Source organism: Novosphingobium sp. 550D, from assembly GCF_057401885.1.
The window spans coordinates 1,197,724-1,211,337 of sequence record NZ_CM171613.1; the positions used below are offsets into that span (position 1 = coordinate 1,197,724).

Genomic DNA, 13,614 nt, shown 5'->3' on the forward strand with positions numbered 1-13,614 from the left:
ACAATAATCGGAAAATGGCCTCATAGCGCGGTCTGTTCGACGTGTTGGGCGCTCTTTTGACCGCCCGCGCCAACCCAGCATCCGGCCACCACCAAGGCCGCACCGCCAAGCGTATAGAAATCGAGGCTTTCGTCAAACCATATCCAGCCCATCAATGCGGCCCACAGAAAGGCCGAATATTCGATGGGCAGCAAACGATGCGCCGGCGCCCGCGCCCAACCCCATGACAGGGCCAGTAGTGATACGAAGGAAAGCGCCGCCGCCGCCGAAATATCCACCCAGACTGGCCCCACCGGCAGAGCAGGGAACCCCACGACCACCGCGGCCAGCGACAGAAAAAACGCGGTAAAGAGCGATTGGAAAAAGGCGATCTCGGCCGGGGGCGCCATTTGGGCCTGATGCCGCTGCATCACCAGATTGGCGGCATAGAGCACCGCCGACCCCAAAATCGCCCCCATGCCCAGCATCGCCTCGCGTTCCAGCGCGCCGCCGCCCTGCATCCGCCCCAGCGCGATCACGCCCACCCCGGCCAGCCCTAGTACCGAGGCCGCCAGCGCGCGCCGTGTGATCGCTTCGCCAAGCGCAAGGCCCGCCATGAACAGCGCGATGATGGGCGCGATAAAGGACAGCGCCATGCCCACCGCCATGGGCGTGCGCACGATGCCCCAGAAAAAGGTGAAGGCCATGCCGCTGGTCACACTGGCGCGCATGGCGTGCATCCACAACCGGCGTCCGGGCCACACGCCGGGATGCGCCCATTGCCACACCACCACGCCGATCCCGGCCCCGATCAGGTTGCGCCACAGCAGCGCAGCATGAACCCCCGACACGATCGAGGCGCGCTTCATCAACGCATCCATGATGCTGAAAGTGGCGATTCCGCATGCCGCGGCAAAAATCGGAAGAAACAAAGGGCGCGTCATGATCGTTAAACCCTAGCGAGGTTGCGCCAAGCCGTCACTATGGCAAGCTAAACCGGGCTTGCCTGATGCGTGGTGTTCAGCCAACAGACAGGGGCAATCCTGAATGGTATGCGACGAACTGTGCTTGGCCATCGTTGAGTTGAATGTAGCAGGTCGAGCGAAAAGGGGCGTTGAAGAATGAAGAGCACGCACAAGCTGTTGACGGGCGCGATGATCCTGAGCTTGGGGGCTGGCCTGTGGGGGGCCTATCCGTTGCTGGCGCAGGAAAAGCCGATCAATGGCAAGCAGGGGCAGGGCAAAATGCCCAATGTGCGCCCCGCCGATCCCGCACCGACGGTTTCGCCCAGCGCATCGCCGACCCCGCGCCCCAGCGCGTCCTCCACTACAGCCGCCACACCAAAGCCCGCGCCATCGGCCACGCCCAGTGCGGCCCCGACATCGGTCCCAACTCCGGCCCCGTCCCCCGGCGCGGTCCCGGTTCAGGAAGCCGTGGTCAATTGGAGCGTGGGTGATGCGGTCGATTTGCTGGCCGCGATCAATGCAATTGGCGATGAAGGGCTGTTCCCCGCCGATTATCAACCCGACCAATTGCGCGCCGCGATCAAGGGCGGCGCAGGGCCGACGCTGGACGCACAGGCGAGCCAAAGCTTTGCCTGGCTGGTCGAGGATCTGCGCGACGGGCGCACGCCGATGACCGCCCGCATCCAATGGTTCGCCGTCGATCCCGATCAGGACGAAAACCCCACCACCGATCTGATGCAGCGCGCCACGACCAACCATGACGTGCCCGGCACGCTGGCCAGCCTTGCGCCGACCTATCCCGACTATGCCGCTTTGAAAGAGGCTTTGGCCACCACGCCCAAGGCGCAGACCAAGCTGCGCGATGCGATCCGTATCAATATGGACCGCTGGCGCTGGCTGCCGCGTGATCTGGGGCCGGTCTATCTGATCACCAATGTGCCGGAGTTTCAGTTGCGCCTTGCGGTCAATGGCCGCAACATCCGCACCTATCGCACCATCGTGGGCAAGCCGGGGCGCACCGCCACGCCGCAATTGGCCGAAAAGGTCGAAGCGGTGGTGTTCAACCCGACATGGACCGTGCCGCAATCCATCGTCGTGGGCGAAGGCTTGGGGCAACAATTGCTCGCCCGTCCGCGCGCCGGGTACAAGGTGACGCGGATGGAGGATGGCAGCCTGCAAGTCGTGCAGCAGCCGGGCAATAATAACTCGCTGGGCCGGATGAAGATCGATATGCCCAATCCGCATGCGATCTATCTGCATGATACGCCGTCGAAAAAGCTGTTCGATGCACAGGTGCGCGCTTTCTCGCATGGCTGTATCCGCACCGACCGCGCGGTGGAATTGGGCATGACCATGGCCATTCTGGGCGCGGGGATGAGTCAGGAGGACGCCGTCGCGACCTATGAGGCGGGCAAGTACAAGAAGGTGCCCATGACGCGCACCTTCCCGGTCTATCTGACCTATTTCACCTATGGCCGTGACATCAATGGCACGCTGGCCAGCTTTAACGACCTTTATGGCCGCGATGCGCCGGTGGTCGAAAGCTTCCACACGCCCCGCGCGCTGCACACGACCCAGCGCAAGAGCAATGAGGAAGTGATCAAGCTGGACAATCCGCTCTGATCATTGGCGTGACACATCCGTGTCACGCCTCGGCGCCGGCCCTCTCCCCCGGCCCTGCCACCCACAGTGTACTCTCAATGAGTAGCAGGGCCGGGGAAGAGGGCCGGCGCCGGAACCTTTATTTGGGTGACGCCGCCGATCCGGCCAGCAGGCCGCCATCAATGTCCATTTCGCTGCCGGTAATATAGGTCGCCTCGTCGCTGGCCAACAGAACGGCGAGGGCGGCCACCTCATCGGTCCGGCCAAAACGGCGCAGTGGCGTATCGGCCACCATCGCGGCCAAGGCAGCCTCGCGGTCGGGGGCGGTTGCGATCATCTGTTCCCAGATCGGCGTCAGGATCGCGGCAGGGTGGATCGAATTGCACCGGATCGCCCAGCCTTGCCCCGCGCAATAAAGCGCCACCGATTTGGTATGGTTGCGGATCGCCGCCTTGGATGAGGCATAGGCCGCAGCCCCCGGAATGCCGACAAGGCCGCTGCGCGAGGACATGTTGATGATGCTGCCCTTGCCCGATGCCTTCATCGCCCGGATGGCATAGCGGCAACCCAGAAATGTCCCGTCCAGATTGATCTCATGCACCCGCCGCCATTCGGATAGCGGCGTGTTTTCCGGGTCATGCTTATGCCCATGGTCGCCAAGTCCGGTGATCCCGGCATTGTTGACGAGGACATCGACATGCGGAACCTCTCGCTCCAGCGCGTCCCATGCGGCTTCGTCGCTGACGTCCAGAGTGATGAAGCGGCAGCCCAGCGCATCGGCGGCGGCCTGTCCTTCCTCGGCGTCAATATCGGTGATGATGACCTGCGCGCCCTGCGCATGAAACGCCTGCGCAATGGCAAGGCCGATACCGCGCGCGGCCCCGGTGACAAGGCAGAGTTTGTCGGCAAGGCGCGGCATGGGGAACTCCCTGAAAGCGGTACTCTCAGGAGATCATGCCTTAAAAATCACGCTTCGCCAATGCGATCGGCGTAAAGCAGGCGGCCTGCACCCAGATGGTTGAGCACCAGGCTGAAATCTTCGGGCGCCATGGCAAAGCAACCTTCGGACCGGCCCAGTTTGCCGAACTTGGCCAGCATATCGGGCGCGGCATACCACGCAGGGTGCATCACAATGGCGCGATCAAACGCATTGGAATTGTCCAGATCCAGCCCGCGCAGGCGCATCGAGGCGCCATATTTGCCCTCATACTGACCCGCGGTCAGATAGGCGCCGCGCGATGTGGCCAGCGAACCGACGCTGTTCGAAAATTGCTTGAGCCAGCCCACATGGGCCGGGTCCGAACCGCGGCCATGCGCGACCAGATGCGAACGCACCGAACCGCCGACCATATCGACAAAATGCAGGCGCGCATCATGCGAAGGCTTGGCAAAATCGGCGATAGCCACCACGTCCGGGCGAGCCAGCATGGCGCCGACGCGATCACGTTCGCGCAGGGCAATGCCCACCACACGGCGTTCATATTCGGAAAGACCCGATGCCTGCGCCGCCACGCGCAAGGGCGTTGCCATGGCAACAGTGCCAATGGCCAGTCCACCCAGCAACCCACGACGGCTTACCAATACGTTCTGATTCGCGATACCCATGGCTGTTGCAATAGGGCAACGGGGTAAATTTTTCCATTAACCTGCGACAGAAGCGCGTCCGTCAGCGGCGAGTTGAGCCAAAGTTGCGCCATCAACGCGCATGACGGTCCATTGTTCCATCGGTTTTGCGCCAAGGCTGCGGTAAAATCCGATGGATGGTTCGTTCCAGTCCAGAACGCTCCATTCCAGCCTTGCGCAGCCGCGATCCTGTGCCAAACCGGCCAAATGGAGCAGCAGCGCCTTGCCCAGCCCCGATCCGCGCGCGGCGGGGCGGACATAGAGATCCTCCAGATAGATGCCGGGGCGCCCTTCAAAGGTCGAGAAATTGTGAAAGAAGAGGGCAAAGCCCTGCGGGGTTCCATCGATCTGGCCAATCACCACTTCGGCCATTGGGTGCGGGCCGAACAGGTGGCGCTCCAACGTGGCTTCGTCAAAACGGACCTCGTGACTGAGCTTTTCATACTCGGCCAGATCGCGGATCAATTGGGCGATAAGCGCGAGGTCCTGGCGCGTTGCGGGGCGGATCGTGTTGGTCATGGCGCGGCGTTTTAGGCAGATCGGCGGCAAAGGAAAGTATCCAGCCCGTTTGTCGGCCAAAATTGCGAAAACTTGTGTTGACCGATGCCGACCGAGTGTGGCAATCGGCCCGCCTGCCTGATGGGGTGATGCCCTGTTTCCGGCCGACGCGGATGAAAGCCGGCATGCTTTCCATGCGCTCGCGGGTGTAGCTCAATGGTAGAGCAGCAGCTTCCCAAGCTGAATACGAGGGTTCGATTCCCTTCACCCGCTCCACTTACAGCATACATAGCTGAAGTTTGAGCCAATGGCTCACTCCTACCTGTGGCGAGAGTGAGCAGGCTGGCCAGTTTTCCGAAGACCTCGATGTTGACACCACGCAGCCCGCTGTTCGGGTTGATGATCACCCGATCGATCAGGCCGCGCACGATGGGGGCTGTTTGCAGCCGTGCTTCCTCGTCGGCGGTCAGGGCGCGGGCAAGCTCACGCACCTGCCGCCGATAATCCTCGGCAATGCCGGGATGAAGGGCAATGACCGGCAGCGCGTCGATCTCACGCAGCTCAGCCTCCAGCCGGTCACGCTCCTCGCGTGCCGATGCCAGAACTGCCTTGATCTCGACGAACTCATCTGCACCACTGGCAATCGCCTCAACCAGACGGTTGACCTTGGCGATGGCCTCGTCGTGCCGCTTGGCGATACGACTGCGGCGCTTGGTGCGGTCGGCGGAGCGGCGCGAATATTCCTGATGGTATTCGCGCACGAAGACCGACACCAGTTCCGGATCGAGCATCCGCTCCTGCAATCCGGCCAGCACGCGCCCTTCAAGCTGCTCTGTGCCGATCGTGCGGTTGTTGGCACAGCCGTCGCCATTGCGGTGGCGCGCACAGCCCCACCGCTCCAGCCCGATCACCGTCCAGGTGCCGCCGCAGATGCCGCATTGGCACATGCCCGAAAGCAACCGGCGAGGCCGCTTCTGCTTGCCATAGGGAATGCCGATGATTCGCCTTCGCCGCACCTGTACGGCTTCCCAGAGATCATCGGGCACGATGCGCAAGTCAGGGACCGGCTCGCTCACCCATTCGCTTTCGGGATTGGGCTTGATCCGCTCGACGCGCGTGCGCGGGTCGGTCACCTTGCTGGTGCGGTTGTGGACCAGCACCCCAGCGTAGAGCCGGTTTTGCAGCATCCCGTTCTGGCGCTGGCGGTCGCCGTTGATCGTGCTGACGCGCCAACTGCGACCATGCGGGCCGGGGATGCCTTCCTCATTGAGCCGCTCGGCGATCTGGCGCGGGCTGATGTTGGCGGCATATTCGCGGAAAATGCGCCGGACGACTTCGGCCTCATCCTCGTTGATCTCGCGCAGGCCGCGCACGAGATTGCCATTGGGATCGAGCCGGTTGGCGCGGCGGTAGCCATAGGCCAGACCCGCAGGCGCCCGGCCCGACTTCACAGCGCCGCGTTGACCGCGCTTGATCTTGGCACCCAACTCCTTGCGGAACTGCGCGTCCATCAAGCCCTTGAAGGCTGCGGTGATCTCGGTCACCTCGCCATCGGACAGGGTGAACAGCCGCGCCCCGGCATAGACGATGCGCTCGCGGATGGCGAAAGCGTCACCCTGATGGCGGGCGATGCAGTCGGTCGCCTCGGCCAGCACCTGATCGATGCCGCCCGCCTCGACCCGCTGAAGCAGGGCATTGAGGCCGGGCCGAGCGTTCTCGTCGATCCCCGCCGCGCCGCTGATGGCGTAATCGGTAAAGACATCGACGACCTCCCAGCTTTCCCGCTCACAGCGCTCGCGCAGCAGGGCGACCTGGTCTTCGATGGAGCGGCTATTTTGCAGCGTGGAACTGAAGCGGGCGTAGAGGACGGTGCGCATGGTTCATCTCCCTTTTGCGCGTGGCAAGAGTGTCGCGGGCGGCGCTGGCGCGGGCCAGCGCCTTGGCGAGTTCGACAAGCTGGGGATCAGGTTGCGGGGTCACTGGATCGACTCCTGCGGCGGGCGCGTGGCCGGTTCGACCGTGTTGCGATGGATGAATTCCTCCACCGCGCCGGCCGGCACGTAGATATTCGTGCCGATGCGGACATGGCGAAGCTCGCGCCGGGATATGAGGTTGCGGATGCGCCGCTCCGGCCAACCGGTGCGCGCGGCAAGCTGTCGGGGACTTTCAAGGTCAAGCACAGACTTCTCCTTGGACTAGAGGTGGAACTGCGGTACATCTGACCATCGGAAGAGCTTATATGGTCTGATTTGTGTATCTAGTACATTTTTATAAACCATTGGTCATGTATCGATGTCAATAGGAAAACGCATGGCCGAAGTGCGCGCTGCGCAGGGCCTCAATCAGATCGATTTCGCTGAATTGGTCGGCGTGTCCCGCAGTGCGTACAAAAACTATGAGCGGGGCGCTTCTGACCCGCCGACCAGCCTCGTGGTGCAGATCTGCGAGCGCTATGGCGTGGACGCCAACTGGCTACTGTTCGGCGCGCGCCGCCCCAATGAGGACGAGCTGAACCGCATGGCCGCTGCCATCGAATGGGCGTTCAACTTCTTCGAGGAACGCGATCTGGCCGTGACGCCCGCCAATCTGACTCGTGCGGTGGCGGTGATCCTCAGCATCCTGGACGACAAAGCCTCCGATCCGGCCAAGGCCCTGCCGCTGCTCAAGCAATTGTTTCCGGAGACGGCGTGATGGCCGAGAACCCCTACCTGGCCCGCCTGCGCGAACTTGCCCCCGCCATCGACAAGGCGCTGGAGGCCGAATTCCCGAAACAGGCGCCGGTGCAGCCAAACCTGCGCCCGCTCGACCCGTTCGCCGCCTATCTGGTGCTGGTCAGCAAGCTGGGTGCCCTGTTTCCGGCGCTGGCAGCGTGCTGCGTGGTTCTGCTAGCCGGTTCCTTTGGCGCAGCGGCGCGGCTTGTCGTGATAGCCCTGACCGCGTCCAGCTATGTGACCGTGGCAGGCGTCGGCAGGATGGAGGCGATTGCAGGCCTGTGGAAACGGCCATGGCGCGGCGAGGCCGAGTCGATCTCATCGCTGCGCTTCATGGGCCTGCGTTTCTATCCGGCGCGCCTGTCGATACAGGGCTGATCGTCCTCTGGATCACGATGGCATGGCGCAACCGGCCGCCGCATTGCGGGCATTCCCGCAAAGTTCGCCGGACGGTGTGAAATGTCACCAGCTTGCCAAAGCGGGGCAGCAAATGTTCCGCCCCGATGGCGACATGCCAGCCATCCCGACAGCATCGCGCCTGCAACGCAGCCCCCGCCTCACTGGCCTCGGCCATGGACAGATCGAACAACCGCCGGCGCTGCCGCCGCGCCAGTTCCTTGCCCGCCATCAGGCGCGCTTGCTCCGGCCAGCGATTGTAGAGGCAGGCTCCATCCCGCAACAGGCGCTGCGCCCAGATCGTTTCGCCCTGCACGCTCTCCAACCGGGTCTGGTGAAGTTGGAGCACCCGGAAGATCGGCATGGCCCCGCCTCGGACGATAGCGGCGATGCGCTCGTACAGGCTTCCGCGCCGGACTGAATGCATCAGCGCCCACCGCATATGCGACTTGATCCGTCGCGCCACCGCGCCGCTTTGCCCAACATAGATCGGCGCACCGGGCAGGATGCCAGTCGGGTCTGACCGCGTGGCATCGAGGATCATGTAGTTGGCATAGGCGTCTTCGGGGACCAATTCCGCAACCTCCTGCGCCATTGCCTCAATCTGCACTCGGATGCCCGCCGGCATGGGTGACAAAACCTTCGCCATCGCAATTTCCTTTCCGAGCCTCATCAACTCGAAAAGCACCGGCCTTCTTCCACTTTTCCCATGAGGCATGGCTTCTTGGGCCGCCTCCACGTGCCGGCAAAGCCACGTCCGCGACTAAATTGCGCTATAGAAGACCTACAGCAATATTTCGCTGGACGGCCAGCGCATGTTGGCGTATGTCTGTAGTCGATCTACAGGAACTTTTCCATGAAGCTCGACGTGCTCTGTCAATTCCAGTCCGGGTTCACCGCGAGAGGCAGGCTTGATCCGGTGCCATCCGGCGGCTTGCTGGCCATGCAATTGCGGGATCTGCGTGACGACGGCTTAGCCGACTTGAATGAGTTGCAGCGTTTCGACCTCGACCTTCAGGTCGATCGTTACGCATTGCGGCCGGGTGATGTTGTCTTCCGATCCCGCGGACAGGTCAATCTGGCCTATGCCATACCGGATGGCATGACCGAGCCCGTTGTGGCGCTGCTGCCATTGATCATCATGCGTCCACATACCGACCTTGTTACCCCGGACTATCTGGCCTGGGCGATCAATCAGCCAAACGCCCAGCGGCAAATTGGCCTTGGTGCACAAGGGCAGACCTTACGCATGATCCCCAAGACCAGCCTTGAAGCCATCACGATCCCGGTGCCCGACCTTGCCACCCAGCGCGCCATTGTCGAAGTCGCCCGACTGGCGACCAAGGAAGCGGCGCTGCTTCACAAACTTGCCGACAGGCGAACCCAATTCACCGGCCGTATGCTTGCCGATCTTGCGCAAGCCGGTGCCCAGTAGAAAGGCCTTTGACCATGACCGACCAACAGATCCAGCAACAGGTCAACCAGATGGCATGGGCAGCGTGCGACACGTTCCGTGGCGCGGTCGATGCAGGGTCCTATAAGGACTACATCCTGGTGATGCTGTTCCTGAAATACATTTCGGACCAGTGGAACGAGCATGTCGAAACCTATCGCCAGCAGTTCGGTGGGGATGATGCCCGCATCCGCCGCCGGCTTGAGCGTGAACGCTTCGTCCTGCCCGAGGGCGCCAGCTTCTACGACCTGCACGAGCAGCGCAACGAACCCAACATTGGCGAGCTGATCAACATCGCGCTGGAAGCCATCGAGCGCACCAACATTGCCAAACTGGAAGGCGTTTTCCGCAACATCGACTTCAATTCCGAAGCCAATCTGGGGCGCGCCAAGGACCGCAACCGCCGCCTGAAGAACCTGTTGGAGGACTTCGCCAAGCCTGCGCTCGATCTGCGGCCCAGTCGCGTATCGGAAGACATCATCGGCGAATGCTACATCTATCTGATTTCGCGCTTTGCCTCCGACGCGGGGAAGAAGGCGGGCGAGTTCTACACCCCGTCCGCCGTATCCGGCCTGCTGGCGCGGCTTGCCAATCCGCAGCCGGGCAACACGATCTGCGATCCGGCCTGCGGCTCCGGCTCGCTGCTCATCCAGGCCTCGCAGCAGGTGGGGTCAGACAATTTCGCGCTCTATGGGCAGGAAGTGAACGGGGCGACCTGGGCGCTGGCGCGGATGAACATGTTTCTTCACGCGAAGGATGCCGCGCGTATCGAATGGTGTGACACGCTCAACAGCCCGGCGCTGGTCGAGGGCGATCATCTGATGAAATTTGACGTGGTGCTGGCCAACCCGCCGTTCAGCCTCGACAAGTGGGGCGCGGAACACGCTGGCGATGATCCGTTCAAGCGGTTCTGGCGCGGTATTCCGCCCAAGTCAAAGGGCGATTATGGCTTCATCAGCCACATGATCGAGATTGCCAAGCGCCAGACCGGGCGCGTGGCGGTGATCGTGCCGCATGGCGTGCTGTTTCGCGGCGGCAGCGAAGGGGCGATTCGCAAGGCGCTGATCGAGGAAAACCTGCTCGATGCCGTGATCGGCCTGCCCGCCAACTTGTTCACCACCACCGGCATTCCCGTGGCCATTCTGGTGTTTGACCGCAGCCGCGAGGACGGCGGGGCCAATGCGGACCGGCGCGATGTGCTGTTCATCGATGCGAGCCGCGATTGCACCCCCGGTAAGACCCAGAACCTGCTGGAAGCAGGGCATATCGAGCGGATCGTCGAAACCTACCGCGCCCGCACCGAGGTGCCGAAATATTCGCACCGCGCCAGCCCGGAGGAGATCGCAGAGAACGACTTCAATCTGAACATCCCGCGCTATGTCGATACGTTCGAGGCGGAGGAGGAAATCGACGTTGCCGCCGTTCAAGCGGAAATCGACCGGATCGAAGGCGAACTGGCAGTAGTGCGCGCGCAGATGCAGGCTTATCTGAAGGAGCTGGGCGTCAATGCGTGAACTTGAATGTGTTGCGGTCGACTGGACAGACCTCACTCTTGGTGATGTCTGTACCTTCAAGGGCGGGAACGGCTTTCCAGAGAGCTATCAGGGAAAGCAAGCGGGTGACTTCCCATTCATCAAAGTAAGCGATCTCAATCTGCCCGGGAACGAGAAGTTCGTTACATCGTCGCAAAATTGGGTATCGGAAGCTGATCTCCGCAAGCTGAAGGCGACCCTGCAGCCGAAAGGCTCGGTCGTGTTCGCGAAGGTTGGTGCGGCTCTGCGCCTCAATCGGCGGCGTATTCTTGCTGGCCCCACGATCATCGACAACAACATGATGGCCGCCATCCCTGATAACGAGCAGATTGACACCGACTACCTCTACTTTTTCATGCTGACACAAGACCTCGGCAGGTTCTGTCAGGAAAGCGCAGTTCCATCTGTAAATCAGGGGCATCTGAACTCAATTTCGGTATCACTCCCCCCGCTCGCCGAGCAGCGCAAGATCGCGACGATCCTGCGGACTTGGGACTTGGGGCTGGAAAAGCTCTCCGCCCTGCGCAAGGCCAAGGAGGCACAAGCGGGGCATCTGCGGCAGCGCTTGTTCGAAGCGGAATATGCAAACACGCACCAACTGCGCCGAGCACGAGACGTTTTTGAGGCCGTGTCCGAACGCGCGCGACCTGACTTGCCGTTGCTTGCGGTCATGCAGGACATTGGAATCGTTCGGCGTGACGAGTTGGAGCGCAGGGTTGTTATGCCCGATGGCGACACTTCGGCCTACAAGGTTGTCCGCCCCGGTGACTTCGTGATTAGCCTGCGCTCATTTGAAGGCGGTCTTGAATATTCCTCTGTGTTGGGCTTGGTCAGCCCAGCTTACACCGTTCTACGCACCAAGGCCGAGATTCATGGGGGTTACTATCGACATTTTTTCAAATCCCGCAGCTTCATTGGTCGCCTCGACAAGCTGATTTTCGGCATCCGTGACGGCAAGCAAATCGCGTTCCGTGACTTTGGCGACATGGCGATCCCCGCCCCTTCGATGGCCGTTCAGACCCGCCAAACGATGGCACTAGATACAGCGGAACGGGAACTCGACCTCCTAGACCGCGAAATCGCCGCCCTCACGCGCCAAAAACGCGGCCTGATGCAAAAGCTGCTGACGGGGGAATGGGCCGTTCAACCTGATCTGGAGACTGCCGATGTCTGATCTGAAACGCACCGCGATCATTTATGATTTCGACGGCACGCTGGCGCGGGGCAACCTGCAGGAGACGACCTTCATCCCCAACATCGGCATGTCGACCGCCGAGTTCTGGGCCGAAGTGAAGGCGCGGACTAAGACGCACGATGCCGACGAAATCCTCGTCTACATGCATCTGATGCTGGAAAAGGCGCGTGAATGTGGTGTCGAGATCAAGGACAATGATCTGAAAGCCCATGGGAAAGAGGCCCCGCTGTTTCCGGGGCTGGCCAATGGCGAATGGTTCAGCCGGATCAACGCCCATGCCGTCGAGCGGGGCCTTGCGCTGGAACACTACATCATCTCGTCCGGCATTCAGGAGATGATCGACGGCTGTCCTATCCGCGATCAGTTCGCGAAGGTGTTCGCTTCCAAGTTCATTTACATCGATGGCGTGGCGAAATGGCCTGGCGTGGGCATCAACTATACCACCAAGACCCAGTATCTGTTCCGCATCAACAAGGGCATCGACAACCATTGGGACAACGCCTCGATCAACAAGTTCATGCCGCTGAATGAACGCCCGGTGCCCTTCGATCGCATGATCTTTCTGGGGGATGGCGACACCGATATCCCCACAATGAAGATGTTGAGCTATCAGGGCGGCCATCCCGTCGCCGTTTATGATCCGAACCGCACCGACCGCGATCTGAACAAGATCCACTCGCTGATTTCCGATAGCCGGGTCGAGTTCGTCGCGCCTGCGGATTATCAGGAGAAGTCGCAGCTCGACATCATCATCAAGGGCATCATCGGCCGCATCGCGCGCAAGTACGGGTATCGCCCGGATGCCTGATTTCTCAGACTTCATCGTCTATGCCGACGAAAGCGGCGATCACGGGATGGTCAACATTGACCCGCAGTATCCCGTGTTCGCGCTGGCGTTCTGCGTGATCCACAAGGCGGATTACATGGCGCAAGTCGTGCCGGCGATGCAGGCCTTCAAGTTCGGCATCTGGGGGCACGATGCAGTCGTGCTGCACGAGCATGAAATCCGTAAGACGACCGGCCCCTTCGGCCTATTGAGGACCGATCGGGCGCTCCGACAGCGGTTCATGGATGAGCTGAATGGCCTGATCGAGGGAGCGCCGATCACCATCTTTTCCTCGGTCGTGGACAAGGCAAAGCACCGGGCGCGTTATGCCAACCCTTGGAATCCTTATGAGATTGCCATGCACTTTTGCATGGAGCGGCTACACCAGATGCTAACGGCGCAGGGCCAGCAGGGGAAGACCGTCCATGTGATCTTTGAAAGCCGCGGTCCCAAAGAAGATGGCGAGCTTGAGCTGGAATTCCGCCGGATCGCCAGCAACAGCAGCCAATGGGGGTGGCGCCGCCATGATTTCAGCCAGTTCGATTTCCAGCCCGTGTTCATGGCGAAGGCAGCGAACTCGACCGGCCTGCAATTGGCCGACTTGACTGCACGGCCCATAGGGCTTTCTGCCCTGCGCCCCGGCCAGCCCAATCGCGCTTTCGACATCATCAGGCCGAAGCTGGGAGGGCTGAAATGCTTTCCGTAATGCTTTGTTCTTCAGGAAAAACAAAAGGGCTCCGGAAGCTCCAGAACCCTTTCGTCGACCGGGAAAAGCCCAATCCTTGGGCGAGCATATGGCCCATCTTGATGAAAATTTCAATCACTTTCCCGATC

The 13,614-nt window shown here is 61.5% G+C and carries 13 protein-coding genes, 1 tRNA gene and 1 pseudogene; 9 read left to right on the forward strand and 6 right to left on the reverse strand.

Going from position 1 to position 13,614, the window contains the following annotated elements:
• Positions 1-20 precede the first annotated feature (20 nt).
• Positions 21-923: a DMT family transporter gene (locus tag AC2S2E_RS05755; RefSeq protein WP_486524058.1), complete on the reverse strand. Its 903-nt coding sequence runs from the start codon at positions 921-923 to the stop codon at positions 21-23.
• A 177-nt stretch (positions 924-1,100) separates the two neighbouring features.
• Here AC2S2E_RS05755 and AC2S2E_RS05760 point away from each other — a divergent pair, with 177 nt between their 5' ends.
• On the forward strand, positions 1,101-2,567 hold the full coding sequence (locus AC2S2E_RS05760; RefSeq protein ID WP_486524059.1) for a L,D-transpeptidase family protein: 1,467 nt from the start codon (positions 1,101-1,103) through the stop codon (positions 2,565-2,567).
• A gap of 118 nt (positions 2,568-2,685) precedes the next feature.
• Here the strand turns inward: AC2S2E_RS05760 and AC2S2E_RS05765 are convergent, their stop codons facing one another.
• The 3 genes from AC2S2E_RS05765 to AC2S2E_RS05775 are packed head-to-tail and all read right to left on the reverse strand — an operon-like array spanning position 2,686 to position 4,688.
• The gene (locus AC2S2E_RS05765) at positions 2,686-3,465 is read right to left on the reverse strand and encodes an SDR family oxidoreductase (RefSeq protein ID WP_486524060.1); all 780 of its coding nucleotides are present in this window, start codon (positions 3,463-3,465) and stop codon (positions 2,686-2,688) included.
• A 47-nt stretch (positions 3,466-3,512) separates the two neighbouring features.
• A complete protein-coding gene (locus AC2S2E_RS05770) occupies positions 3,513-4,151 on the reverse strand; it encodes a murein L,D-transpeptidase catalytic domain-containing protein (RefSeq protein WP_486524061.1) in 639 nt (212 codons plus the stop codon).
• 36 nt (positions 4,152-4,187) lie between these two features.
• Positions 4,188-4,688, reverse strand: a complete 501-nt coding sequence (locus tag AC2S2E_RS05775; RefSeq protein WP_486524063.1) for a GNAT family N-acetyltransferase — start codon at positions 4,686-4,688, stop codon at positions 4,188-4,190.
• 181 nt (positions 4,689-4,869) lie between these two features.
• On the opposite strand from AC2S2E_RS05775, the gene AC2S2E_RS05780 reads away from it, so the two are divergent.
• A tRNA-Gly gene (locus AC2S2E_RS05780) sits at positions 4,870-4,943 on the forward strand.
• Between the two features lie 584 nt (positions 4,944-5,527).
• On the opposite strand, the pseudogene AC2S2E_RS05785 reads toward AC2S2E_RS05780, so the two are convergent.
• A pseudogene (locus AC2S2E_RS05785) lies at positions 5,528-6,544 on the reverse strand (recombinase family protein); the annotation flags it as partial.
• Positions 6,545-6,977: 433 nt separating this feature from the next.
• On the opposite strand from AC2S2E_RS05785, the gene AC2S2E_RS05790 reads away from it, so the two are divergent.
• Both AC2S2E_RS05790 and AC2S2E_RS05795 read left to right on the forward strand, forming a co-directional pair.
• Positions 6,978-7,358, forward strand: coding sequence for a helix-turn-helix domain-containing protein (locus tag AC2S2E_RS05790; protein ID WP_486524064.1), 381 nt, complete (start codon positions 6,978-6,980; stop codon positions 7,356-7,358).
• Positions 7,358-7,756 (forward strand): hypothetical protein, encoded by a 399-nt coding sequence (locus AC2S2E_RS05795; protein ID WP_486524065.1) that lies wholly within the window; start codon positions 7,358-7,360, stop codon positions 7,754-7,756. Before AC2S2E_RS05790 ends, AC2S2E_RS05795 begins: the two co-directional genes overlap by 1 nt.
• On the opposite strand, the gene AC2S2E_RS05800 is transcribed toward AC2S2E_RS05795, so the two are convergent.
• Positions 7,710-8,423 carry a hypothetical protein gene (locus tag AC2S2E_RS05800; protein ID WP_486524066.1) on the reverse strand — a complete coding sequence of 238 codons (714 nt, stop codon included), beginning with the start codon at positions 8,421-8,423 and terminating at the stop codon, positions 7,710-7,712. The genes AC2S2E_RS05795 and AC2S2E_RS05800 overlap by 47 nt on opposite strands.
• Positions 8,424-8,630: 207 nt before the next feature.
• Here AC2S2E_RS05800 and AC2S2E_RS05805 point away from each other — a divergent pair, with 207 nt between their 5' ends.
• Genes AC2S2E_RS05805 through AC2S2E_RS05825 form a run of 5 tightly spaced genes read left to right on the forward strand, consistent with a single transcriptional unit; the run spans position 8,631 to position 13,486 of the window.
• Entirely contained in the window at positions 8,631-9,209 is a 579-nt protein-coding gene (locus AC2S2E_RS05805) for a restriction endonuclease subunit S domain-containing protein (protein WP_486524067.1), read from the forward strand.
• 14 nt (positions 9,210-9,223) lie between these two features.
• Positions 9,224-10,741, forward strand: coding sequence for a type I restriction-modification system subunit M (locus AC2S2E_RS05810; RefSeq protein ID WP_486524068.1), 1,518 nt, complete (start codon positions 9,224-9,226; stop codon positions 10,739-10,741).
• On the forward strand, positions 10,734-11,933 hold the full coding sequence (locus AC2S2E_RS05815) for a restriction endonuclease subunit S (RefSeq protein WP_486524070.1): 1,200 nt from the start codon (positions 10,734-10,736) through the stop codon (positions 11,931-11,933). The genes AC2S2E_RS05810 and AC2S2E_RS05815 overlap by 8 nt, the downstream gene beginning before the upstream one ends.
• Complete coding sequence (locus tag AC2S2E_RS05820) at positions 11,926-12,762, forward strand: HAD family hydrolase (protein WP_486524072.1); 837 nt, start codon at positions 11,926-11,928, stop codon at positions 12,760-12,762. The genes AC2S2E_RS05815 and AC2S2E_RS05820 overlap by 8 nt, the downstream gene beginning before the upstream one ends.
• On the forward strand, positions 12,755-13,486 hold the full coding sequence (locus tag AC2S2E_RS05825; protein ID WP_486524073.1) for a DUF3800 domain-containing protein: 732 nt from the start codon (positions 12,755-12,757) through the stop codon (positions 13,484-13,486). Before AC2S2E_RS05820 ends, AC2S2E_RS05825 begins: the two co-directional genes overlap by 8 nt.
• The last annotated feature ends 128 nt before the right edge of the window (positions 13,487-13,614 follow it).